The following is a 21775-nucleotide window of genomic DNA, read 5'->3' on the forward strand; positions in this document are numbered from 1 at the left end:
AGAGACCCCCGATGACGACACCACCGGTGTCCCCGCCCGCCCCGCTGATCTCGCTGACCTGGACGGACCACGTCACGGGCCGCCAGGGTCACCTCGTGGTCGACCGGCTGGTGCGGGGGGTGTCGAGCGGCGGGCTGCGCATGCGGGCGGGCTGCACCCTGGACGAGGTGGCCGGCCTGGCCCGCGGCATGACCATGAAGGAAGCGCTCCACTTCGACGCGGACCGGACCGGGGCGCGCTACATACCGCTCGGCGGCGCGAAGGGCGGCATCGACTGCGACCCCCGCGATCCGGCGGCGTACGGCATCCTGGTGCGCTACCTGCGGGCGATGCGTCCGTACGTGGAGAGCGTCTGGACGACCGGCGAGGACCTCGGGCTCACCCAGGACCTGGTCGACCGGGCCGCCGCGGAGGCCGGGCTCGTCTCCACCGTCCAGGCGGTCTATCCGCTGCTCGACGACGAGGCCGGGGCGCGCCGGCGGCTGGCCGACGCCTTCGCCGTCGAGGTGGACGGCATCGGCCTGGACGAGCTGGCCGGCGGCTGCGGAGTCGCCGAGTGCGCGCTCGCCGCGCTGGACGGGGCGGGGGTCCCGCACAGCGACGCCCGGGTCTCCATCCAGGGGCTCGGCACCATGGGCGGGGCGACCGCCCGGTTCCTGTCCCGGGCCGGCCTGCGGGTGGTCGCCGTCGCGGACGTCAAGGGGACGATCGCGAATCCTGCGGGTCTCGACGTCGAGGCACTCCTGGCCGCCCGGGACGCCTACGGCACGGTGGACCGCGGCGTGCTGCGCGGCACCGACCTGGAACTGCCCGCCGACGCCTGGCTGGACCAGGACGTGGACGTGCTCGTACCCGCCGCCGTCTCGTATGCCGTCGACCTGACGAACCAGGCCCGGATCACGGCCCGCTGGGTCGTCGAGGCGGCCAACATGCCGGTCCTGCCGGAAGCGGAGGCGCTGCTCACCGCGCGCGGGATCACGGTGCTTCCCGATGTGGTCGTCAACTCCGGTACCAACGCCTGGTGGTGGTGGACCCTGTTCGGTGACATCGGCGCCGACGCGGACGAGGCCTTCGCCCACATCCGGCACTCCATGAGCGCCCTCATCGAACTCGTGCTGGCCCGCGCCGCGGCCGACGGCTGCACGCCGCGTGCGGCGGCCCACGCCGTCGTCGCCGACCGGTTGCCGTTGATTGCCGACCGTTTCGGGTGGTTCCGCTGACCCCGGGGCGCGGTGCGACCGGCGGCGGGGCCCCGTCTCCCGCCCCGCCCCGGCCTGCCCGGAACGGGCATTGGTTAGGGTGACGCCGTGGCAAGAGTCCGGTTGGGTGTGGCGGAGCGGCGCGAGGAATTGCTGCGGGCTGCCGTCGAGCAGATCGAGGTACGGGGTGTCGCGGCCGTACGGATCGCCGATGTGGCGTCCGTACTCGGAGTGAGCAACGCCCTAGTGCTCTACCACTTCTCCACCAAGGAGAAGCTGGTCGCCGCCGCGTTCGCGCACGCCGCCGAAGCCGATCTCGCCCATCTGCGCAAGCTCCTGAGCCGGCGCACCACCGCGGTCCGCAGACTGCGCGCCGCCGTGCGCTGGTACGCACCGACGGGCCAGGCCAAGGGCTGGCGGCTGTGGATCGAGGGCTGGACCGCCTCCCTCCGCGACCCGGCGCTGCGCAATGTCGCAGGCGATCTCGACCAGCAGTGGAAGGCGGAGCTGGCCGAGGTCATCGAAGAGGGCGCGGCCGCGGGCGAGTTCCAGTGCGACGACCCGATGTCCGTGGCCTGGCGGCTGACCGCGCTGCTGGACGGCCTGGCGGTGCAGATGACGTCGTACGCGGGTCCGCTGTCCCGGGCCACGATGCTGGAGTGGACCGAAGAGGCGCTCGCCCGCGAACTGGGCATCGACCACGCGACCCTGACGGATTGACGGCGGCTCGACCGCGACTCGACCGCGACTTGACCGCGGCTCGACCGCGACTCGACCGCGACTTGACCGCGACTCGACGGCAGCTCGCCGCAGTTCGACCACGGCGCGAAAGCAGTTGGCGGCTCGCCCCCGGCTCGACCCCGGCTCGACCCCGGTTCGCCCCCGGCTCGGCAGCGGCTCACCACGGCGCCCCACAGATGCGCGTCAGGTCTGACGCAGAGGAGCGTAGGTATCGCCCTGAAGCCCGAACGTCCACGCGACGCCCTCCTTCGCGGTCCTCGTGCGCGGCGGCACCCGCAGCCAGTACGTGCGATGCGACCCGTCCGGCTCCGGAGTGGAGTTGACGACCTCCACCATCGCCACGTCCTCGTCGCCGTCGAGCGGAATCCGCCAGAGAACGCCCGTCTCGTCCCGGTGCACCGGCTCGGCCCCCGACTCGGTCAGATAGCGGTCGTACCCGTAGAACTCCAGCATCACGCGGCGCAGTTCCGCGTTCTCCTCGGCGCGGATCCGCTCGGGAGTCAGCGCGCCCAGCTCCGCGAGGAATTCGGCCGGCACGGGCATGCCGCGCCAGGCGTACAGGGCGAAGCCGTCGCGGTAGGCGAGTGCGGGGCCCGCGCCGCTGTCCAGTCGGCCCGCCTCGTCGCGGTGCAGCGTCTCAGGACGCTCGCTCATCACCACGGTGCGCTCGTAGGGCCACCACCAGCCCGCGTTCCTCGCGACGGCCGCGAGTCCGTCGAGCCGGCCGCCCCTGCCGTCGAAGGCGGCGAGCCAGGCCGCGTCGTGCTGGCCCAGCACGGCGTCCATGAGCACCAGCCGGACATCCGACGCGTCCTCGGGCTTCACGGTGAGGTCCGCCACGACCCCCGCCCGTATGCGGTCGGCGAGCGCCGACGTGGTCTCCCAGAGCTGGGCACCGGTGGCGGACCACAGCGCGGACCAGCCGGCCGGGCCCAACTCGTCGTACATACGGCGCCGCTCGCCCGCCCAGGGCCGGGTCCGTACGTCGTCACGGACCGACCGCCCCGGGTCCTTCAGCTTCTCCACCGCCTCGACGGCGGCCCTGGGCGAATCGGCCCAGACGAACTCGACCGGCTCGGCCAGCCCCGCGCCGCGGTAGGCGAGCCGTACCCCGTCCTCGGCTGCCGCCCGGTCCGCCGCGCCGGTCGCCGCCGCCACCGCTCGCCATGAGTCCACGTACTCCATCGGTTTCCCCGTCCCCTGTTTGCCTGTGTCCCGTGATCCCGGAGTTCCGTGATCACGGAATCCCGCTGGTCTTGAGCTGCTGGAGGTCTACGGACCGTCAGTCGGCGACGATGCGGACCGCCCCGGGTGCGTACTCGCGCTGGCGCACCACCCGGAACCAGCCCTTCGGCAGCGATATCACCGCGTGTTCCTCATGCACCACGCGTCCGCCGTCGGGGAGGTGGAGCAGCATCGGGCCGAACACTCCGCCCTCCCTGATCAGCCGCCCCGGTCCCGGCACCGCGTGCGCATGTCCGGTGACCTCGCCGAGCGCGAGCACCAGCCGGCCGCGCCCGTCGCGCAGTTCGCCCGGCGCCTCCAGGAGGTTCGCGGGCACCGCGGACTCCTCCAGCGCCATGATCAGTACGTCGCCCTGCCGGTACACGGACGTCTCCCCTCCGCGGCGGCACCCGCTGTGCCGACCACGTGGAAAACGCTACGACGGGGGTCTGACATCGATACTCGTGGCGGGTTCCGGTGGTCGTGGCTCAGGGTCTGACTGACGTCCCGCCGGGCCGTCCTGCGACTGTTCTGTCCGGCTGCCAGAACCCGTTCTCCATTGCTCCGGCCAGGTGGAACATGACCTGACAGGAGTTTGGCCAGAGGCCCCCTCAATGTCCTGTCCGACCCACCCGGCCGGCGGGCCCGGTCGTCCCGTTGTCAGTGGGCCTTGATAGACCTTGCGGACATCAATCCGTCGCCGTCATCAGGAGCCCGGAGCCATGTCCGATGCGGACCACCTGCACGAGCTGCTCGGCCTTCCGGCCGTCGATTTCCAGTCCGGGACGAACGACAGCCCCGGGCCGGCCGCCGATGCGGCGGCCTGGCGCGTCTCGATCGAGCCGTACGAGGACGAGGACCGCACCTGGGAGCAGGAGTTCACCGCGTTCCTGGACGAGGTGGACCCGGCCGGTGTCCGCGCGCTGATCATCGGGCAGTGGGGCGAGTCGTACGAGGAGAGGTCGTCGTATCCGATCGGTCTCGTCATCGCCGCTGCCGAGCGGCTGACGTCGCTGGAAGCTGTGTTCGTCGGCGATCTGACGTCGGAGGAGGCGGAGATCTCCTGGATCGAGCAGAGTGATGTCACCGCGCTGCTCACCGCCTTTCCCGCGCTGGTGGAGTTGGGGGTGCGCGGCGGAACCAAGCTCGTCTTCCCGGCCACGAGGCACGAGAGGCTGCGCTCACTGACCATTGAGGCCGGCGGGCTGCCGGTGGAGGTGGTGCGGGGGGTGCTGGACAGTGAACTGCCGTCGCTGGAGCGGCTCGACCTGTGGCTGGGTGTCTCCGAGTACGGGGGCGACGCCGATGTGGCGGATCTGGCGCCGCTCCTGTCGGGGACACGTTTCCCGGCCCTGCACCATCTCGGTCTGCGCAACAGCGAGGTGGAGAACGAGATCGCGGCCGCTGTCGCCTCGGCCCCGCTCGTGGCCCGGCTTCGCACCCTCGATCTGTCCTGCGGCACCCTCGGCGACGAGGGCGCGGCAGCACTGCTGGAGGGCCAGCCGCTCACTCATCTCGACGCTCTCGACCTGCACCACCACTTCCTCACCGAGCCGATGGAGCGCCGGGTCACGGAGGCCCTGGAACCGCACGGCGTGCGGGTGGACCTGTCGGAGCGCTGCGAGCCATGGGGCGACCGGGGCGCGGCAGGCCGGTACGTCACGGCGTCGGAGTGATGACGCGATGACGGACATCGAACATCCCGGGACGTTCCACGGTCTTCCCGTCTTCACCCTGCCGCCGCCGGGCGAGGGCGGACCGGACCCGGCAGCACTGCCCCGGGCGGACTCCGTGGCCTGGCGGCTGGACTGCACCTGGGAGGGGCCCGCGTTCCCGGAGATCTGGCAGTACTTCCTGGACACGGTCGACCCCGGCGGAGTCCATGCTCTGCTGATCGGTCCCTGGTGGCCGGACGACTACAGCTCCTTCGCTCCCGTCGCGGAGCTGATCGCGAAGGACGCGGGCCGCTTTCCGGCGTTGCGTGCGCTGTTCCTCGCCGATGTCACGGGCGAGGAGTGCGAGGTGTCGTGGCTGGAGATGTCGGACGTCACCGGCCTCATCGAGGCGTTTCCCCGCCTTGGGGAACTGGTGGTGCGCGGCGGCGGGGATCCCGTCCCCGAGGAGGAGAAGCTCCAGCTGCGTCCACTGCGGCATCAGGCGCTGAGGTCGCTGAGGTTCGAGTCCGGCGGCCTGCCCGGCCATGTGGTCCGGGCCGTCGGCGCCTGTGAACTGCCCGCTCTGGAAAGGCTGGAGCTCTGGTTCGGTGCCGCGTGGTACGGCGGCGACGCCACGGTGGAGGACATGAGGCCCGTCCTCTCCGGCGCGGGCTTTCCCCGGCTGCGCCATCTCGGTCTGCAGAACAGCGAGATCCAGGACGAGATCGCGGCGGCGGTCGCGTCCGCCCCGGTCGTCGCGCAGCTGGAGTCGCTCTCGCTCGCCATGGGAACGCTCAGCGACACGGGCGCCCTGGCTCTTCTCGAAGGTCAGCCGCTCACCCATCTGACCTCGCTGGATCTGCACCACCACTACCTGACCGATCCGGTGATGTCCCGCATCCGGGAGATGTGCGCCCGCGAGGGTGTTCACGTCGATCTCGACGCAGCGGACTACTGGGATCCCGAGGACGACGAGCCCCGTTATGTCGCGGTCAGCGAGTAGCTCGCCGCGTCTGGCAGTCGTCGGCAACCCCGGCAACCGCCGGATCGGCCTCTTCCAGGACGCCGTGAGCGCCGCCGGGCTGCCGCGGGCCCGGACGCTGCCGTGGCTCGACGTGTTGCGGGGGAAGGCGGACTTCCTGACCGGGGAGACCGTGCGCATCGAGTCGCCCGGGGAGGACCCCGAGGTCGACCGTCTGCTGCGCGGCGTCGACGACCCGGCACGGGTGGAGGGCTCGGCCCTCTGGTACGCCCGGTTCACCTCTGCCGTACGGGACGTGTCGCGCGCCGCGACCGCGGCCGGCGCGCTCCTGCTGGACACCCCCGGTGACATCGCGGTGCTGTTCGACAAGCGCAGGTGTCACGGTGTCCTGGACGCCGCGGGCGTCCCGGTGCCCGCATCGCCGACGTCTGGGCCCGGCGGGCGTCCGGTGCGGGGTTGGGCCGATGTCCGCGCGCTCATGGCGGACCACCGCTTGCCGCGGGTGTTCGTGAAGCTGGCGCACGGGTCCTCCGCCTCCGGGGTGATGGCCGTGGAGACGGCCGGTCCAGGCAGGATCCGGGCGGCCACGTCGGTCGAGCGGGACCCGGCCGGCCCGCTCTACAACTCGCTCCGGGTCCGCCGTCTCACCACCGAGCGTGAGGTCGCGGCGATCGTGGACGCACTCGCGCCGGACGGTCTGCACATCGAACGCTGGCTGCCGAAGGCCTCGCAGCGGGGCCGGGCCGCGGATCTGCGGGTCGTGGTGGTCGACGGCCGTGCGACGCACGCCGTCGTGCGCACCAGCCGCTCCCCCATGACCAACCTGCACCTCGGCGGTGCACGCGGCGACCTCGACGAGGCGCGCGCCGCCGTCGAGGCGGCGGGCGGCAGCTGGGCCGAGGCGCTGGCCGTGTGCGAGCGGGCGGCCGCCGCCTTCCCGGACACGCTGTGCGTGGGCGTCGATCTGCTGCCCGCCACCGGCTGGCGGCGCTTCGCCGTCGGCGAGGTCAACGCCTTCGGTGATCTGCTGCCGGGACTGACCGGTCTGCCGGGCAGCGGCGCCGAGGGCCTGGACACCTACGCGGCGCAGGTCGCCGCCGTACTGAACCGAGCAAGGAACCACCGTGCCAGAGCAACACCCTGAACCCTCTCCCGGCCTCGCGGGCGGCGCCGTCGACCCCGACATGAGCGAGGTCGTGGGCAGCCACGATCTGCTGCTCGTCACCCTGGACACGCTGCGGTACGACGTCGCGGCGGAGCTCGCCGCCGCCGGACGCATCCCGCATCTGGCCCGGCATCTGCCCGGCGGCGTCTGGGAGGAGCGACATGCCCCGGGCAGCTTCACCTACGCCTCCCACCAGGCGATCTTCGCGGGATTCCTGCCCACGCCGGCCGCTCCCGGGCCGCATCCCCGGCTGTTCGCCGCACGCTTCGCCGGCAGCGAGACCACGGCGGAGCGCACGTTCGTCTTCGATGCGCCCGACCTGGTCTCGGCGCTCGCGGGGGCGGGATACCGCACGGTGTGCATCGGCGGCGTCGGGTTCTTCAACCGGCAGGCACCGCTCGGCTCGGTGCTGCCCGGGCTGTTCCAGGAGGCGCACTGGGAGCCGGAGTTCGGTGTGGCCTCGCCCACGTCGTTCGAGGCGCAGGTGTCCCGCGCCGAGCAGGTCGTCCGGGAACTCCCGTCCGGCCAAAGGCTGTTCCTCTTCGTCAATGTGTCGGCTCTGCACCAGCCGAACTGGTTCCACCGGCCCGGGGCGACCCGCGACGCGGGCGACAGCCGCGCCACCCACGCGGCCGCGCTGGAGTACGTGGACGCCCACATCGGGCGTCTCTTCGCCGCCGCGAGCAGCCGCCGCCGCGCCTTCGCCATCGTCTGCTCCGACCACGGCACGGCGTACGGCGACGACGGCTACACCGGTCACCGGCTCGGTCACGAGTCGGTCTGGACCGTTCCGTACGCGCAATTCTTCCTGGAACCGGGAGCCACCGCACGATGACCATTCCGCACACCACCCGCCCGTACCGAAGCTACGTCTACGCCTATCCGCACAAGACGGCGTACGGCAGGCTCGCCGGGCACCCGGGCGGGCGGCCCGCACTGAGTGACCTGTGGGCGGGCGAGAGCAAGGCCGCGCTCTCGCTCTACCTCCACATACCCTTCTGCGAGGTCCGCTGCGGCTTCTGCAACCTCTTCACGCGGATCGGCGCGCCCGACGAGCTGACCACCCGCTATCTCGACGCGCTGGACCGCCAGTCGACCGCCGTACGGGACGCGCTGGGCGACGGGGAGCCGGTGCGCTTCGCCGCAGCCGCGTTCGGCGGCGGCACGCCGACGTTCCTGACCGCGGGCGAGCTGGAGCGGCTGTGCGACATAGCGGAGAAGCGCATGGGCGCCGACCTGCGGTCCGTGCCGCTGTCCGTGGAGACCTCGCCGTCGACGGCGACCGCCGACCGGCTGGCCGTCCTCGCGGACCGGGGGACGACCAGGATCAGCATCGGTGTACAGAGCTTCGTCGAGGCCGAGGCCCGGGCCGCGGTCCGTCCGCAGCGGCGCGCCGACGTGGAGAGAGCCCTCGGCCTGATCAGGGACAGCAGCATCCCGGTCCTGAACATCGACCTGATCTACGGCATCGACGGCCAGACCGAGCGGAGCTGGCGCACCTCGCTGGACGCCGCGCTCCAGTGGCGGCCGGAGGAGCTGTACCTCTACCCGCTCTACGTCCGTCCGCTGACCGGGCTGGGCCGGCTCGGGGCCGCTGACGAGGCCGCGGCGGACGTGGCCTGGGACGAGCAGCGGCTGCGGCTGTACCGGGCCGGCCGCGACCATCTGCTCGCCCGCGGCTACGAGCAGGTGTCCATGCGGATGTTCCGCCGCGCCGACGCCCCGCGGGCCGGGGGCCCCGACGACTACGCATGCCAGACCGACGGCATGATCGGCCTGGGCTGCGGCGCCCGCTCGTACACGTCGCGGCTCCACTACTCCTTCGACTACGCGGTGGAGATGCGTGAGGTGCGGGCCATCATCGACGGCTACACGGCCACCGAGGACTTCTCGCACGCCGAGGTGGGCAGGTTCACCGACGCCGACGAGGCGCGCCGCCGTCATCTCCTGCAGTCCGTCCTGCAGGCCGAGGGGCTGCGCGTGTCCGAGTACCGCGAACGGTTCGGTACGGACCCGGACGAGGACTTCACCGAGGAGCTCGCCCGGTTCGACGCCCGGGGCTGGCTCGACCGCGGCGCGTCGGCCGCCGGCCTGCTGCGCCTGTCCCCCGAAGGCCTCGCCCACTCCGACGCGCTGGGCCCCGACCTCTTCTCCCCTGCCGTACGGGCCGCGATGGCCGCGTACGACCTGAAGTGAGCCTCGCATGGACCTGACGATCCTCTACCGCGGTCCGCTCGCGTCGTGCGATTACGACTGCCCGTACTGTCCGTTCGCCAAGCGCCGCGACAGCCGGGAGCAGCTGAGGGCCGACCGGGCCGCGCTGGAGCGCTTCACGGCGTGGGCGGCGGCGCAGACCGGCGACCGGATCTCCGTGCTGTTCACCCCGTGGGGCGAGGGGCTGGTCCGCTCCTGGTACCGCCGGGCGGTGGTCGAGCTGGCACGGCTGCCGCACGTCCGCCGGGTGGCGGTCCAGACGAACCTCGGCGGCCGGACCCAGTGGCTGGCCTCGGCCGGTGCCGCCGGACGCGACAAGATCGCGCTCTGGTGCACGTACCACCCGGGCCAGACACCGTACGAGCGGTTCCTCGGGCGGTGCGGGGAGCTGGTGGCCCTGGGGATCCGCCACAGCGTGGGGATCGTCGGGCTCGACGGTCACCTCGACGAGGCGCGGCGACTACGGGCGGCCCTGCCCGAGGAGGTCTACCTCTGGGTCAACGCCGCCGAGGGCCACACCTACACGGACGAGGAGGCGGACCGGTGGACGGCGATCGACCCGCTGTTCCCGTACAGCCGGCACCCGCACCGTTCGGCGGGGCTGCCCTGCCGGACCGGTGAGTCGGTGATCTCGGTGGACGGCGACGGCACGGTGCGCCGCTGCCACTTCGTCCGCGCGGAGCTCGGCAATCTCTACGACGGCAGCTACCGCGCGGCGCTGGGCCCCCGGGCCTGTCCGCTCGCCGTCTGCGACTGCCACATCGGCTACGTGCACCTGGAGACGCTGCCGCTGTACGACGTCTTCGCCGGCGGGGTACTGGAGCGCATACCGGCGATGCCGCTGCCCTCGGTCGCCCCGTCCGCCCGGGGCGACTGAAACCAGGGGCGACTGAGAACTGCGGGACGCCCCTCAGAGCGGCAGCAGGTCGGGCCGCTTGGCCTCCACGTGGTCGCCGGAGGACTCACCGCGCAGCCGTCGGCCGATCCACGGGACCAGGTACTCGCGTGCCCAGTGGATGTCGTCGCGCCGTACTTCGAGCGTGCCGCGCTGGGCCTGCGGCGGCCACTCCTGGTCCGGATCGGCGGGCACGTCGAGGCCGAGGACCTGGGCGGCGCGCAGCGCGACCCGGGTGTGGCCCTCGGGCGACAGGTGCAGCCGGTCGTTGTCCCAGGCGCGCCGTTCCTGGACCGAACGCAGGGACCACAGGTCGAGGACCGGGCAGTCGTAGCGGTCGGCGATGGACCGTACATGGGCGGTGTACGTGGCGATCTTGCCGCGCAGATGGCGCAGCACGGGCACGTTGCGGGTGTCGAAGCCGGTGGTGACCATGACGGTGCCGACCGACCGGGTGAGGTCGGCGACCGCTCGCTCGAAGCGTTCGGCCACGTCGTCCGGATCGGTGCCCGGCCGGATGATGTCGTTGCCGCCGGCGCAGAAGCTCACCAGATCGGGGGCGAGTTCCTTGGCGCGCGGCACCTGCTCCTCGACGATCTGGTCGAGGAGGCGTCCTCGTACGGCGAGATTGGCGTACCTGAAGTTTCCGTGAGCGGTGCCTGCCGCCGCACCGGGGTCCGGGAGCTGGTCCGCGAGAAGGACCGCGAACCGGTCCGCCCAGCCGACGAAGGTTCCGTCCGGGCCGGGGTCACCGACTCCCTCGGTGAAGCTGTCGCCAATCGCCGCGTACGACCCGATGACGCCCCGTTGGTTGATGACGCCCTGCTGGATGTTGTTCGAATCGTCTGCCACAAGGGCATATCCTGCACCGCCGAATGTGACCTACGCGACCGTAATAAGGGGTTGACGGGTGGTGAGATAGACCACCCGGTCAGTTTTTGGTAAAGGGGGAATAAGAACGGCCACCGCCCATTGCAGCCGCCCTGGACCGCGTGCCGCTTCCGGGCGCGGACAGCCAAAGGCAGAGGGACGGTGCGCCGCCGCGCACCGTCCCTCCATGCATTGCCCAGGCCCGGTTCACCGGACCGGTGTTGCCCCGGTCAGACGTTGATGCCGTGCGACGCCAGGTAGGCGATCGGGTCGATGTCCGAGCCGTACGCCGGACCCGTGCGGACCTCGAAGTGGAGGTGCGGGCCGGTGGCGTTGCCGGTGGAGCCGGACAGGCCGACCTGCTGGCCCGCGGTCACGGTCTGGCCGGCCGAGACGGAGAGCGAGGACATGTGGCCGTACTGCGAGTAGTGGCCGTCGGCGTGCTTGATGACGACCTCGTTGCCGTACGCGCCGCCCCAGCCGGCGGTGACGACGGTGCCGGAGGTGATCGCCTTCACGCTCGTGCCGGTGGACACGGGGAAGTCGATGCCGGTGTGGCTGCCGCTGGACCAGTTGGCACCGGAGGCGCGGTAGGCGGTGGTGTGGTTGCCCGGAACCGGGTGGACGTAACCGGAGTCGTTGCTCTGGGTGGCCGGGGCCGAGGTCTCCTTGGACGACGAGTCGTCGGAGGAGGACGAGTCCGAGGTCGTGGAGGCCTTCGTCTCGGTCTTGGCCGGGGCCTTCGAGGGGGTGGTGGCGCCCGTGGAGGTGGTCGAGGCGTGGCCCCAGGCCTTGCCGCCGAGGGTCAGCTTCATGCCCGGGAAGATCAGGCTCGGGTCGTCGCCGACGACCTTGCGGTTGTCCTGGTACAGCTTCTCCCAGCCGCCCTTGAGCTTGTGCTCGGCAGCGATCTTCGACAGGTAGTCGCCGGAGACCACGGAGTAGGACGTGGTGCCGGCCTGCTTCTTCGCGGCCGGCTTGGCCGGGGTGGCGTGAGCGGCGGCCGACTTCGAGGTGGCCGGAGCGGACTGCTCCGCGGCGTGGGCACCGGTGGCGCCGAGCAGCGGAAGCGCGATGACGGCTCCGCCGGCGCTCGCGGCGACGACGCCACGGGCGATGGTGCTGGACTTGGGACGACGGTGCTTACCCGGTATGGGCATGAAGGTTTTCCTCTCCGGCGCCTGCGAGGTGAGCTGTCGGGTTCGGACTGGAGATGTCCGGTCGCGGCTGGCGCGACTTCACCCCGAGCCGTCCGGTTTCCCGGTCGGCGGCTTACCTGGTTCCCCCGCTCCTGCCACGCGGTGAGTGGGTTCGAATTCCGGGCGGCGGCAGGATTAGGCGGTCCGTCCGGATTGCAGCGAACGTAAGCGAGCCGGGACGGCGGAAACAAGCCACGGGTTCCGTGCGGGATTCCGTGCCTGAAATTCGGCGAGGAATTCCGGTCACACTCCGTGGATTACGGATCTTGGATTTCCGCGCCGCGCATGGAATGCCCAGCCGCTCCGCCGCCACACACCGTCACGGATATGATCCCGCTCACGAGAGGGCGATCATCTACCGTAGAAGTAGGGCATGTTCAACTAAAAGCCCCAATACGGACATGTCATGCTCGCCGCCTCCCTCCCGTCGGACTGTCAGCGTGGATCCGGGTCCGCGCGGCCGGGCGGAGAGACCCGTCGGGCGGACCGCCACGCAGGCCCGAAGTGCGGGTATGACCAAGATGATTGCCTGAGGAATCAATGTCGTATCGTCACGAGAGTGGACCCGCGGGCGACACGCGCCGGCGGCAGAGCCCCCCAGGAGTGACCGTGACGCAGCAGCTGCCGCAGACCCCGTCGACGGAGCCCGAACTGGCGGGTGTCCGCAATTTCCGGGACGTGGGCGGCCTGCCCACCTCGGACGGCCGCCGGGTGCGGTACGGGCGGCTCTACCGCAGCGGTCACCTGGCGCACGCCACGACCGAGGACGCCGCGTTCCTCACCGGTCTCGGCCTGCACACCGTCTTCGACTTCCGCAACGGCGCCGACCACAAGCTCGACGGCGTGGACGTGGAGCTGCCGGGCGTGCGCAACGTGAACATCCCGCTCAGCGACCCGGCGGACGGCGCGGAGTTCTGGCGGATGGTGCGGGACGGCAACATGAACGAACTGCGGTCGATCCTGGCCGACGGAAAGGGGACGGACCGCATGGTCGCTTCCTACCGCCGGATCATCCTGGACCGCACCGCCGAGCACAGCCGGGTGCTGCACGCCCTGGCCGAGGACAGTGTGCCCGCCCTGATGCACTGCGCCGCGGGCAAGGACCGCGCGGGTCTCTCCATCGCGGTGTCCCTGCTCGCCGTCGGCGTCGAGCGCGAGGCCATCGAGGCCGACTACCTCAAGTCCAACGACGCGCACCGCCGCTACAAGGTCCGCCGCAGCGACACCTCGGCCGCCGGGATGTCGCCCGAGGTGATGGAGCTGCTCAATCCGCTCTTCGGCGCCCACCCCGACTACCTCGCCGCCGCCTTCACCACCATCGACGAGACCTGGGGCGGCACCGACCGCTATCTCGCCGAAGGCCTCAGGATCAGCCCCGAGACGCGGGAGCGGCTGCGCGAGCGCCTGCTCGACGCGGGCTGACCACCCGGGCGGGCTCCGCGGCCACGCCTGTCCGCCCAGCGGCTCGGCCGGAGCGGATGCCTCGGTGACGGCCCGCTACGGCACGTCCGCCCGCCTTCCTACTGGTTGTGCATCCCCACGGCGAACAGCAGATAGAGGAAGCCCGCGATGACGTGCCCGGCCACCAGGTAGGCGAAGAGCCTGATGACGAGCCCGCGGGGCATCTTCTTCTCCTGCGGGTCGTAGTTTTTGGGCCGGCCGGGGCCGAGCGGGTCGTAGTTCTCGGAATCGGACATGACAGGTCCTCTCTGGCGACCGGCGGGCCGGTGGCGGGGACAGCGCCTCAGCGACGGTGGATCCCGCTGCCGAGACACAGCTCGGCGGCGGGGCTCTGCAGCAGGGTGTGGACGAAGAGCAGCTCGGCGCCGTCACGGTCCAGGGCCGCGATCCGGTGCGGTGTGAGCGAATCGAAGTGCGCGCTGTCGCCGGGGGCGAGGTCATGGACCGTCTCCCCGAGCGTCACCCTGAGGTGCCCGGCCAGGACGTACAGCCACTCCTCGCCGGGGTGCACGCGCACCAGGTCCCCCTGCGCGCCGTACGGGACCCGGACGCGCAGGGCCTGCATCGCCCGGCCCGGACCGCCGGCCTGCTGGTACATCCAGCCGTCGGCCTCGGCGCCCTCGAACCTGCGGCCCCGGACGACCGCGTCACGTTCCGGGGGAATCTCGCCGAGCAGCTCGGAGACCGTCGTACCGTAGATCCTGGCGAGTCCGAGCAGCATCGGCAGCGAGGGCTGGCGCCGGCCCGTCTCGAGCCGGGACAGGTGGGCGGGCGAGAGTCCGGCCCGCTGGGCGGCGGTCTCCAGAGTGAGACCACGGCTGCGGCGCAGCTCGCGCAGGCGCGGTGCGACCCCGGGCAGCTCGTCGGCCGCCCCTCCTTCTGGAGGATTCATGCCTCCATTGGGCCAGGACCTTTCCTCGGAGGCAAATTTCTTGCCTCCGAGGCAAACTCCCCGGCACAGACCGGCCGGGCGGGTCAGCGGTTGGCGACGGCCTGCTTCACCAGGGTCCGCCCGAAGTCCCACATCAGGCCGCCGCCGCTGTGCGCGTCGTCCATCACGGCCGTGAACGCGGCGACAAAGCGGTCCACGTCCGCCTCGTCGATCACCAGCGGCGGAATCAGCTTGATCACTTCGAGGTGGTCGCCGGAGACCTGCGTCAGGATCCGGTGCTTCTGGAGCAGCGGCACGACCACCATCTGCGCGAACAGTCCCTTGCGGGCCGCCTGCAGCATGGTCCAGCGGCTGCGCAGCTTCAGCGAGGACGGCCGGCCGAACTCGATGCCGATCATCAGCCCGCGCCCCCGCACCTCGTGCAGCAGCTCGTACTGCCCGACGAGCGCGGCCAGCCGTTCGCGGAGCAGGTCACCGGTGCGGCGCGCATGCGCCACCGTCTCCTCGTCCTCCATCACGGCGAGGACCGCCAGTCCGGCCGCCATCGCCTGGGCGTTGGAACCGAAGCTCGCGGAGTGGACCAGAACCCGGTCCATCGAGGAGTAGACGCGTTTGAAGATCCAGTCCTTGCCGAGGGTCGCCCCGACGGGTACGTAGCCGCCGGAGAGCGCCTTGGCGACGCACACCAGGTCGGGTTCCACGCCCTCCTCGTGCTGGTACGCGTAGAAGTCCCCGGTCCTGCCCAGGCCGGTCTGCACCTCGTCGGCGATGAGCAGGGCCTTGTGCTTGTGCAGCAGCTCCTGTGCCTGGCGCAGGAACCCGGGCGGCGAGGCGTGCACGCCCTTGCCCTGGATCGGTTCGACGACGAGGCCCGCCACATCACCCCGCTTCAGCTCGCGGCGCAGCGCGTCGAGGTCACCGAGCGCGATGGCGGTGTCGGGCAGCAGCGGGGCGAACCCGTCCCGGAAGCCGGCCTCGCCGTTGACCGAGAGCGAGCCGGTGGTGAGCCCGTGGAAGGCGTGCGCGCAGTACAGGATCCTCGGCTTCCCGGTGGCGTACCGGGCGAACTTGAGGGCCGTCTCCACCGCCTCCGTGCCGCTGTTGCCGAAGAAGACCCGGTCCAGGTGCGGACTGTGCGTGAGCAGCTTCTCGGCCAGCAGTCCCGGCAGCGGCTGGCAGTCGAAGCGGGTGAGGTCGGCCAGCGAGGCGTCCAGGACGTCGTGCAGCGCCTTGCGTACGACGGGGTGGTGCCGGCCGAGCCCCATGACCCCGAAACCGGCGAGCATGTCCAGGTAGTCGTTGCCGTCCGCGTCCCAGAAGTGCGCGCCCTCGGCCCGTTCGTAGACCTTGTCGAAGCCGATGGTGTGCAGCATGCGCGGGAGCTGGTGGTTGAGGTGCTTGGTGTGCAGCTCGTAGCGTTCGGCGCCGCGCTCCGCGAGGAGCCGCGCCACATCGAAGCCCTTGGGCCCGTCGTCCTTCATGCTCCGCTCCCCTTGTGCCCGTTGCCCCGGGCGTGGTGTCCCCTGCCGGTGGCCGCGCCCCCGGTGGCCAGCGCGGCACTGATCCGGCCCGCGATCTCGACCGGTGTGAGCCCGATGTCGGCCAGGATCTCGGCCCGCTTCCCGTGGGCGAGGAACTGATCGGGAATGCCGAATGTCCGCAGCGGTACGTCGACCCCGGCGTCCCGGAGCGCCTGCCCCACGGCCCAGCCGACGCCTCCCGCCCGGCTGTTGTCCTCGACGACGGCGACGAGGCGGTGCTGCGCCGCGAGCGGCGCGAGCTGTTCGTCGACCGGTTTGACCCAGCGGGGGTCGACCACCGTGCAGCGGATGCGGGCGCCCTTCAGCAGATCTGCGGCCTGGAGGCATACCTGCGCCATCACGCCGACCGCGACCAGCAGCACGTCGGCGTCCTCGGCGCGGTGCAGGACGTCCATGCCGCCGATGGTGCCGGTCGCGGGGACCGGCTCCCCCACCGATTCCTTGGGGAACCGGATCAGGGTCGGTGCGTCGTCGACGTCGACGGCCTCGCGCAGTGCGGCGCGCAGCCGGTCGGCGTCGCGCGGCGCGGCGATCCGCAGGCCGGGCACGACCTGGAGGACGGACATGTCCCACATGCCGTTGTGGGAGGCCCCGTCGGGCCCCGTGACCCCGGCCCGGTCGAGCACGAACGTGACGCCGCACCGGTGCAGGGCGACGTCCATCAGCAGCTGGTCGAAGGCCCGGTTGAGGAACGTGGCGTACACGGCGACGACCGGGTGCAGTCCCCCGGTCGCCAGTCCGGCGGCCGAGACCGTCGCATGCTGCTCGGCGATCCCGACGTCCCAGACCCGGCCGGGAAACGCCTCGGCGAACTTCGTCAGGCCGACGGGATGCAGCATGGCCGCCGTGAGGGCCACGACGTCCGGACGCTCCGCGCCGATCGACGCGATCTCGTCCCCGAACACGGAGGTCCAGGACGGGCCGGCCGCGGGTGCGAGCGGGGCGCAGGTCAGCGGGTCCATCGCGCCGACCGTGTGGAAGCGGTCGGCCTCGTCCCGCAGGGCGGGGAGGTAGCCGCGGCCCTTCTCGGTGATGCAGTGCACGAGCACGGGGCCGTGGAAGCGTTTGGCGCGGTGGAGCGCGGATTCGACAGCCGCGGTGTCGTGGCCGTCGACCGGTCCGACGTACTTCAGGCCGAGGTCCTCGAACATGCCCTGCGGGGCGATGAAGTCCTTCAGGCCCTTCTTGGCGCCGTGCAGCGACTCGTACAGCGGCTGCCCGATGACGGGTGTCTGCTGCAGGACGCCCTTGCCCCACGAGAGGAAGCGCTCGTATCCGTCGGTGGTACGCAGGGTGGAGAGGTGGTTGGCGAGGCCGCCGATCGTCGGGGCGTAGGAGCGCTCGTTGTCGTTGACGACGATGATCAGCGGGCGGTCCCCGGCAGCGATGTTGTTCAGCGCCTCCCAGGCCATCCCGCCGGTGAGCGCCCCGTCGCCGATGACCGCGACGACGTGGCCGGGGCGGCCGAGGAGCTGGTTCGCCTTGGCGAGACCGTCGGCCCAGCCGAGCACGGTGGAGGCGTGCGAGTTCTCGATGACGTCGTGCTCGGACTCGGCACGCGAGGGGTAGCCGGAGAGGCCGCCCTTGCCGCGCAGCTTGGAGAAGTCCTGCCGCCCGGTGAGGAGCTTGTGTACGTAACTCTGGTGGCCGGTGTCCCACAGGATCCGGTCCACCGGGGAGTCGAAGACCCGGTGCAGGGCGATGGAGAGCTCCACCACCCCGAGGTTGGGGCCGAGATGGCCACCGGTCCTGGCCACTGCCTGGACGAGGAACTTCCTGATGTCTTCGGCGAGTTCGCCGAGCTGTGGTTCGTTCAGTGCCTTGAGATCGTGTGGCCCCCGGATGGACTGCAGCAGCGTCATGCCCGGGCCCCCTCTCTGGTCCTGTTGTCGGCTCACGATGACGGCTGGGACCCCCGGTGCGCGTTCCCACCGACTGCCGCCGGCCCGGCCCGGACGCGCCGCACGGGGCGGTGTCCCGAGAGCTGCCGGGCCGGCGGAACGGGGAGAGCCGGTACGACCGGCTCTCCCGCGGTCATCACGTCACCGGTTCCCGCCGATGGTCTCCCGCGCCGCGCGCAGGGACTCCTTCAGCGACCCCATGGTGGCGAGGACGGCGGTGGGCTCGTAGCCGCAGTGCGCCATGCAGTTGGCGCAGCGCGGGTCCTTGCCGCGGCCGTACTTGTCCCAGTCCGTCTCCTCGATGAGCTCCCGGTACGTCGGTACGTACCCGTCGCTCATGAGGTAGCAGGGCCGCTGCCAGCCGAACAGGGAGTAGTTCGGAATGGCCCAGGCCGTGCACGGGAAGTCCGCCTTGCCTTCCAGGAAGTCCAGGAAGAGCGGCGAGTGGTTCAGGCGCCACCTGGCCCGGTTGCCGCCCGCGAAGGACTTCTTGAACAGCTCGCGGGTCTGTTCGACGCCCAGGAAGTGCTCCTGGTCGGGTGCCTTCTCGTAGGCGTAGGCGGGCGAGATCATCATCTCGTCGACCTTCAGGTCGTCGTTGAGGAAGTTGAGGACCTCGATGATGGTCTGGGGTGTGTCGGTGTTGAAGAACGTGGAGTTGGTCGTGACGCGGAAGCCGCGCTGCTTGGCCTCCTTCATCGCCGCGACCGCCTCGTCGAACACCCCTTCCTTGGCGACCGATTCGTCGTGGCGCTCGCGCAGGCCGTCGATGTGGACGGCGAACGCGAAGTAGGGCGAGGGCGTGAACTTCTCGAGCTTCTTGCGCATCAGCATCGCGTTGGTGCAGAGGAAGACGTACTTCTTCTTCGCCACCAGCTGTCGGACGATCTCGTCGATCTGCGGATGCATCAGCGGCTCGCCGCCGGCGATGGAAACCATCGGGGCGCCCGATTCGAGCACGGCGCCGACGGCCTGGGCCACCGGCATGCGCTGCTTGAGGACTCCGGCCGGGTGCTGGATCTTCCCGCAGCCCTCGCAGGCGAGGTTGCAGGCGAACAACGGCTCCAGCTCGACAATCAGCGGAAACTTCTCCCGCTTTCGGAGCTTCTGTTCAATGAGGTACGTCGCAACCTTGATGGACTGACGGAGCGGCATGGCCATCTAGCTCACCTCCTGGGGAGCAGCAAAGATCGGTGCCATTCATAGAAAGCCGGCAGGACGGCACGGAGAACGCGGAAAGCCGATATTCCACCGCGGACCGTGCCGATGCGGACGAGCTCATGCTCCGGAGCGTCCACGACCACCCGTACGGCCGCAACCGGGCGTGGTCCGGACCGCAGGGCGATGCGCAGGGTCGCGGCGGACTCCATGTCCACCGCGATCGCTCCGGTGGCCCGCAGACCGGCCCGCTCATGCCCGCGTACGACATGGTCGGAGCCGGTCAGCGGACCGGTGTGGACGGTGCGTCCGGGTACGGCCCTGGCGAGTGCGTCGGCGAGGAGTTCAGTGCCGGTGCAGGCGTCCGACGTCCCGGCTGTCCGGGTCTCGTCGGCCACCACCAGGTCCCCGGGGTGCATACCGGGTGCGAGCCCGGCGCAGAACCCCGAGGCGATGACGGCGGCGCCGGCTGCCCGGCCCTCGCCGAGCGCCTTCGCCACGGCCGTTTCGGCCGCCTTCGGCCCCATGCCCGTACGCAGTACGGTCACGGGGCCCGGGGCGGTGCCCGCCCTGGCCCTGCCGGTGCGCAGGGCCAGATGCTCGATGCCCAGCGCACAGGCGATGAGCAGCGGGGCGGTGGGGCCGGCCGGCCCCGGGGCATCGCCCATCAGGCCCCCTCGCGGACCGCCGTGCGGCCGGCGAACGGGTCGCCGTGCACGTACCGTCCGAGTGCGGTCAGGGGGAAGACCTGCCGGTAGAGGTGGTAGTTGATGGAGAAGTCCCAGGGGAACCCGGTCCCGGTGAAGTACGGCTCGTCCCAGGAGCCGTCGGCCTGCTGGGTGTCGGTCAGCCAGGCGACGCCCCGTGAGACGGCCACGGTGTCGCGCCGGTCGGCCGCCAGGAGCGCCAGCAGCGCCCAGGCGGTCTGGGACGCCGTCGAGGCTCCGTGGCCGATCCACTTGTCCTCGCTGTAGGAGCGCAGGTCCTCGCCCCATCCGCCGTCGTCGTTCTGGACGGATTCCAGCCAGCCGACCGCGCGCCGGATCGAGGGGTGCGAGGCGGACAGTCCGGCGGCGACCAGGGCCGGCACCACCGACCCGGTCCCGTAGACGTAGTTGACGCCCCAGCGGCCGAACCAGCCGCCGGCCGCGTCCTGTTCGGCGAGGAGCCACTCGATGCCCCGCCGGGTCGCGGGGTGGGCGGAGTGGCCCTCGATGGCGAGCATCTCCACCACGTGCCCGGTGACGTCGGCGGACGGCGGGTCGATGACCTCGCCGAAGTCGCAGAACGGCAGCCGGTTGGGGAACGCGCTGGTGTTGTCGGCGTCGAAGGCACCCCAGGCGCCGTTGCGGGACTGCATCCCGACGTTCCAGCGGACGCCGCGCTCGATGGCGGCCTCGATCCGCGCCCGGTCCGGGTGGCGGACCCGGCGCAGCGCGAGGACCACCTCCGCGGTGTCGTCGATATCTGGGTAGTTGTCGTTGTGGAACTCGAACGCCCAACCGCCCGGGGCCAGTTGGGGCCTGCGTACCGACCAGTCGCCGGGCCGGGTGATCTCCTCGCCGAGCATCCAGTCCGCCGCCTTCACCAGCGCGGGGTGGTCGGCGCCGACCCCGGCGTCGGCGAGTGCGATGGTCGCGAGGCAGGTGTCCCAGACCGGGGACTGGCAGGCCTCGATCATGCGGGCGCCGTCCTCGCGCCACACCGCGAACCGGTCGAGGGATTCGAGTCCGGCCCGCATCACCGGGTGGTCGAGGTCGTATCCGAGCAGATGCAGGGCGATGACGGAGTACACGGCGGGTGGCTGGATGCCGCCCCAGCAGCCGTCGTTCTCCTGGCGCTCGATGATCCAGCGGGCGGCCGCGTTCATGGCGATCCGGCGCAGCCGGCGCGGGGCGAACCGGTGATAGACGTGCAGCGCCCTGTCGAGGCGCTGGAAGACGCCGTCCCAGCTGGCGGCCGGGGCGGGGCGGCGGGTCGGGTTCGGTTCGCCGGGGTCGGTGTGCAGCTCGTCCAGGGCGAAGGGCGCGGGCCTCACCGGCCGTTTCGCGGAGACGACGGTGAGGGGCACGATGGTCTGGCGGGCCCAGCAGCCGAAGTCGTAGATGTTGAGCGGGACCCATTTGGGAAAGAACATGAGCTCGGGCGGGAGCTCCGGCAGGTCGTCCCATTTCCACCAGCCGAAGAGGGCCAGCCAGATGCGGGTGAACACGCGGCTCGCCCCGATGCCGCCCTGCTCCCTGACCCATCCCGCGGCGCGGGCCATGTGCGGTTCGTCCGGGCGGTCCCCCGCCAGCCGCAGTGCGACGTACGCCTCGATGGTGGCGGAGAGGTCCCCGGGGCCGCCGTGGAAGGTGGCCCAGGTTCCGTCGCCGAGCTGTTCGCCGCGGATGAAGCGGCCGGCCGCCTGGACCGTGGCGGGATCCTGAATTCCGAGGAACTGCCGGAGCAGGAGGTCCTCGGCGTCCATGGTGACGTTGGTGGCGAGGTCGCCCTTCCACCAGCCCTGCTCGTCCTGCCTGCCGAGGAGGTGCTCCACCGAGCGTTCCGCGGCCCGCCGCGCGGCGGCGAGTACGTCGTCCGCGGCGATGGTTGATTCGGTTGTCGGATTACTGGCCGAGGCTGCTCGGGGGTCCACAGCCCCGGAGCTTCCGTCGGTCGTCGCTGTCATGGCTTCC

The 21775-nt window shown here is 71.3% G+C and carries 20 protein-coding genes and 1 riboswitch; of the genes, 9 read left to right on the top strand and 11 right to left on the bottom strand.

The window, feature by feature from the left end:
- Window positions 1-11 precede the first annotated feature (11 nt).
- Window positions 12-1220, top strand: coding sequence for a glutamate dehydrogenase (locus JGS39_RS08915; RefSeq protein WP_219568252.1), 1209 nt, complete (start codon window positions 12-14; stop codon window positions 1218-1220).
- Window positions 1221-1328: 108 nt separating this feature from the next.
- A complete protein-coding gene (locus JGS39_RS08920) occupies window positions 1329-1919 on the top strand; it encodes a TetR/AcrR family transcriptional regulator (RefSeq protein ID WP_219568253.1) in 591 nt (196 codons plus the stop codon).
- A 204-nt stretch (window positions 1920-2123) separates the two neighbouring features.
- Here JGS39_RS08920 and JGS39_RS08925 read toward each other — a convergent pair whose 3' ends face one another.
- The gene (locus JGS39_RS08925) at window positions 2124-3125 is read right to left on the bottom strand and encodes a DUF6745 domain-containing protein (RefSeq protein ID WP_219568218.1); all 1002 of its coding nucleotides are present in this window, start codon (window positions 3123-3125) and stop codon (window positions 2124-2126) included.
- A gap of 97 nt (window positions 3126-3222) precedes the next feature.
- Window positions 3223-3549 carry a DUF8820 family protein gene (locus tag JGS39_RS08930; protein WP_136330525.1) on the bottom strand — a complete coding sequence of 109 codons (327 nt, stop codon included), beginning with the start codon at window positions 3547-3549 and terminating at the stop codon, window positions 3223-3225.
- A gap of 337 nt (window positions 3550-3886) precedes the next feature.
- Between JGS39_RS08930 and JGS39_RS08935 the strand changes: the two genes are divergently transcribed.
- From JGS39_RS08935 to JGS39_RS08960, 6 genes are read left to right on the top strand one after another with little or no spacing between them, the layout of a single operon-like run.
- Complete coding sequence (locus JGS39_RS08935; protein WP_219568219.1) at window positions 3887-4840, top strand: STM4015 family protein; 954 nt, start codon at window positions 3887-3889, stop codon at window positions 4838-4840.
- A 7-nt stretch (window positions 4841-4847) separates the two neighbouring features.
- Window positions 4848-5822, top strand: a complete 975-nt coding sequence (locus tag JGS39_RS08940; protein ID WP_219568220.1) for an STM4015 family protein — start codon at window positions 4848-4850, stop codon at window positions 5820-5822.
- Entirely contained in the window at window positions 5803-6945 is a 1143-nt protein-coding gene (locus JGS39_RS08945; RefSeq protein ID WP_219568221.1) for an STM4014 family protein, read from the top strand. The genes JGS39_RS08940 and JGS39_RS08945 overlap by 20 nt, the downstream gene beginning before the upstream one ends.
- Before the next feature lie 40 nt (window positions 6946-6985).
- Window positions 6986-7801, top strand: coding sequence for an STM4013/SEN3800 family hydrolase (locus JGS39_RS08950; RefSeq protein WP_219568254.1), 816 nt, complete (start codon window positions 6986-6988; stop codon window positions 7799-7801).
- Window positions 7798-9162 (top strand): STM4012 family radical SAM protein, encoded by a 1365-nt coding sequence (locus JGS39_RS08955; protein WP_219568222.1) that lies wholly within the window; start codon window positions 7798-7800, stop codon window positions 9160-9162. The genes JGS39_RS08950 and JGS39_RS08955 overlap by 4 nt, the downstream gene beginning before the upstream one ends.
- A gap of 7 nt (window positions 9163-9169) precedes the next feature.
- Entirely contained in the window at window positions 9170-10057 is an 888-nt protein-coding gene (locus tag JGS39_RS08960) for an STM4011 family radical SAM protein (RefSeq protein WP_219568223.1), read from the top strand.
- Window positions 10058-10090: 33 nt separating this feature from the next.
- Here the strand turns inward: JGS39_RS08960 and JGS39_RS08965 are convergent, their stop codons facing one another.
- Both JGS39_RS08965 and JGS39_RS08970 read right to left on the bottom strand, forming a co-directional pair.
- Window positions 10091-10927 (bottom strand): SGNH/GDSL hydrolase family protein, encoded by an 837-nt coding sequence (locus tag JGS39_RS08965; RefSeq protein WP_219568224.1) that lies wholly within the window; start codon window positions 10925-10927, stop codon window positions 10091-10093.
- 248 nt (window positions 10928-11175) lie between these two features.
- Window positions 11176-12105 carry a M23 family metallopeptidase gene (locus tag JGS39_RS08970; protein ID WP_219568225.1) on the bottom strand — a complete coding sequence of 310 codons (930 nt, stop codon included), beginning with the start codon at window positions 12103-12105 and terminating at the stop codon, window positions 11176-11178.
- 3 nt (window positions 12106-12108) lie between these two features.
- A riboswitch (cyclic di-AMP (ydaO/yuaA leader) is annotated at window positions 12109-12263 on the bottom strand.
- A 490-nt stretch (window positions 12264-12753) separates the two neighbouring features.
- On the opposite strand from JGS39_RS08970, the gene JGS39_RS08975 reads away from it, so the two are divergent.
- Window positions 12754-13566 carry a tyrosine-protein phosphatase gene (locus tag JGS39_RS08975; protein WP_219568226.1) on the top strand — a complete coding sequence of 271 codons (813 nt, stop codon included), beginning with the start codon at window positions 12754-12756 and terminating at the stop codon, window positions 13564-13566.
- A 98-nt stretch (window positions 13567-13664) separates the two neighbouring features.
- Here the strand turns inward: JGS39_RS08975 and JGS39_RS08980 are convergent, their stop codons facing one another.
- The 7 genes from JGS39_RS08980 to shc form a co-directional block, all read right to left on the bottom strand.
- A complete protein-coding gene (locus JGS39_RS08980) occupies window positions 13665-13841 on the bottom strand; it encodes a DUF6126 family protein (protein ID WP_168713529.1) in 177 nt (58 codons plus the stop codon).
- Window positions 13842-13888: 47 nt separating this feature from the next.
- Window positions 13889-14497, bottom strand: a complete 609-nt coding sequence (locus JGS39_RS08985) for a helix-turn-helix domain-containing protein (RefSeq protein ID WP_219568227.1) — start codon at window positions 14495-14497, stop codon at window positions 13889-13891.
- 83 nt (window positions 14498-14580) lie between these two features.
- The gene (locus tag JGS39_RS08990; protein WP_219568228.1) at window positions 14581-15978 is read right to left on the bottom strand and encodes an aspartate aminotransferase family protein; all 1398 of its coding nucleotides are present in this window, start codon (window positions 15976-15978) and stop codon (window positions 14581-14583) included.
- Window positions 15975-17900 (bottom strand): 1-deoxy-D-xylulose-5-phosphate synthase, encoded by a 1926-nt coding sequence (dxs, locus tag JGS39_RS08995; protein WP_219568229.1) that lies wholly within the window; start codon window positions 17898-17900, stop codon window positions 15975-15977. The genes JGS39_RS08990 and dxs overlap by 4 nt, the downstream gene beginning before the upstream one ends.
- A gap of 180 nt (window positions 17901-18080) precedes the next feature.
- Complete coding sequence (gene hpnH / locus JGS39_RS09000; protein ID WP_219568230.1) at window positions 18081-19100, bottom strand: adenosyl-hopene transferase HpnH; 1020 nt, start codon at window positions 19098-19100, stop codon at window positions 18081-18083.
- A 5-nt stretch (window positions 19101-19105) separates the two neighbouring features.
- Entirely contained in the window at window positions 19106-19765 is a 660-nt protein-coding gene (locus tag JGS39_RS09005) for a phosphorylase family protein (protein ID WP_219568231.1), read from the bottom strand.
- Complete coding sequence (gene shc / locus JGS39_RS09010) at window positions 19765-21768, bottom strand: squalene--hopene cyclase (protein ID WP_219568232.1); 2004 nt, start codon at window positions 21766-21768, stop codon at window positions 19765-19767. The genes JGS39_RS09005 and shc overlap by 1 nt, the downstream gene beginning before the upstream one ends.
- Window positions 21769-21775 lie beyond the last annotated feature (7 nt).

Origin of the sequence: Streptomyces poriferorum, from assembly GCF_019399235.1 — a bacterium.
GTDB classification, from domain to species: Bacteria; Actinomycetota; Actinomycetes; order Streptomycetales; family Streptomycetaceae; genus Streptomyces; species Streptomyces poriferorum.

Excerpts from the sequence above, each read along its gene's own strand:
- JGS39_RS08915 (WP_219568252.1), top strand. The coding sequence starts at position 12 with ATGACGACACCACCGGTGTCCCCGCCCGCCCCGCTGATCTCGCTGACC.
- JGS39_RS08925 (WP_219568218.1), bottom strand. The coding sequence starts at position 3,125 with ATGGAGTACGTGGACTCATGGCGAGCGGTGGCGGCGGCGACCGGCGCG.
- JGS39_RS08935 (WP_219568219.1), top strand. The coding sequence starts at position 3,887 with ATGTCCGATGCGGACCACCTGCACGAGCTGCTCGGCCTTCCGGCCGTC.
- JGS39_RS08940 (WP_219568220.1), top strand. The coding sequence starts at position 4,848 with ATGACGGACATCGAACATCCCGGGACGTTCCACGGTCTTCCCGTCTTC.
- JGS39_RS08945 (WP_219568221.1), top strand. The coding sequence starts at position 5,803 with ATGTCGCGGTCAGCGAGTAGCTCGCCGCGTCTGGCAGTCGTCGGCAAC.
- JGS39_RS08950 (WP_219568254.1), top strand. The coding sequence starts at position 6,986 with ATGAGCGAGGTCGTGGGCAGCCACGATCTGCTGCTCGTCACCCTGGAC.
- JGS39_RS08955 (WP_219568222.1), top strand. The coding sequence starts at position 7,798 with ATGACCATTCCGCACACCACCCGCCCGTACCGAAGCTACGTCTACGCC.
- JGS39_RS08960 (WP_219568223.1), top strand. The coding sequence starts at position 9,170 with ATGGACCTGACGATCCTCTACCGCGGTCCGCTCGCGTCGTGCGATTAC.
- JGS39_RS08970 (WP_219568225.1), bottom strand. The coding sequence starts at position 12,105 with ATGCCCATACCGGGTAAGCACCGTCGTCCCAAGTCCAGCACCATCGCC.
- JGS39_RS08980 (WP_168713529.1), bottom strand. The coding sequence starts at position 13,841 with ATGTCCGATTCCGAGAACTACGACCCGCTCGGCCCCGGCCGGCCCAAA.
- JGS39_RS08985 (WP_219568227.1), bottom strand. The coding sequence starts at position 14,497 with ATGAATCCTCCAGAAGGAGGGGCGGCCGACGAGCTGCCCGGGGTCGCA.
- JGS39_RS08990 (WP_219568228.1), bottom strand. The coding sequence starts at position 15,978 with ATGAAGGACGACGGGCCCAAGGGCTTCGATGTGGCGCGGCTCCTCGCG.
- dxs (WP_219568229.1), bottom strand. The coding sequence starts at position 17,900 with ATGACGCTGCTGCAGTCCATCCGGGGGCCACACGATCTCAAGGCACTG.
- hpnH (WP_219568230.1), bottom strand. The coding sequence starts at position 19,100 with ATGGCCATGCCGCTCCGTCAGTCCATCAAGGTTGCGACGTACCTCATT.
- JGS39_RS09005 (WP_219568231.1), bottom strand. The coding sequence starts at position 19,765 with ATGGGCGATGCCCCGGGGCCGGCCGGCCCCACCGCCCCGCTGCTCATC.
- shc (WP_219568232.1), bottom strand. The coding sequence starts at position 21,768 with ATGACAGCGACGACCGACGGAAGCTCCGGGGCTGTGGACCCCCGAGCA.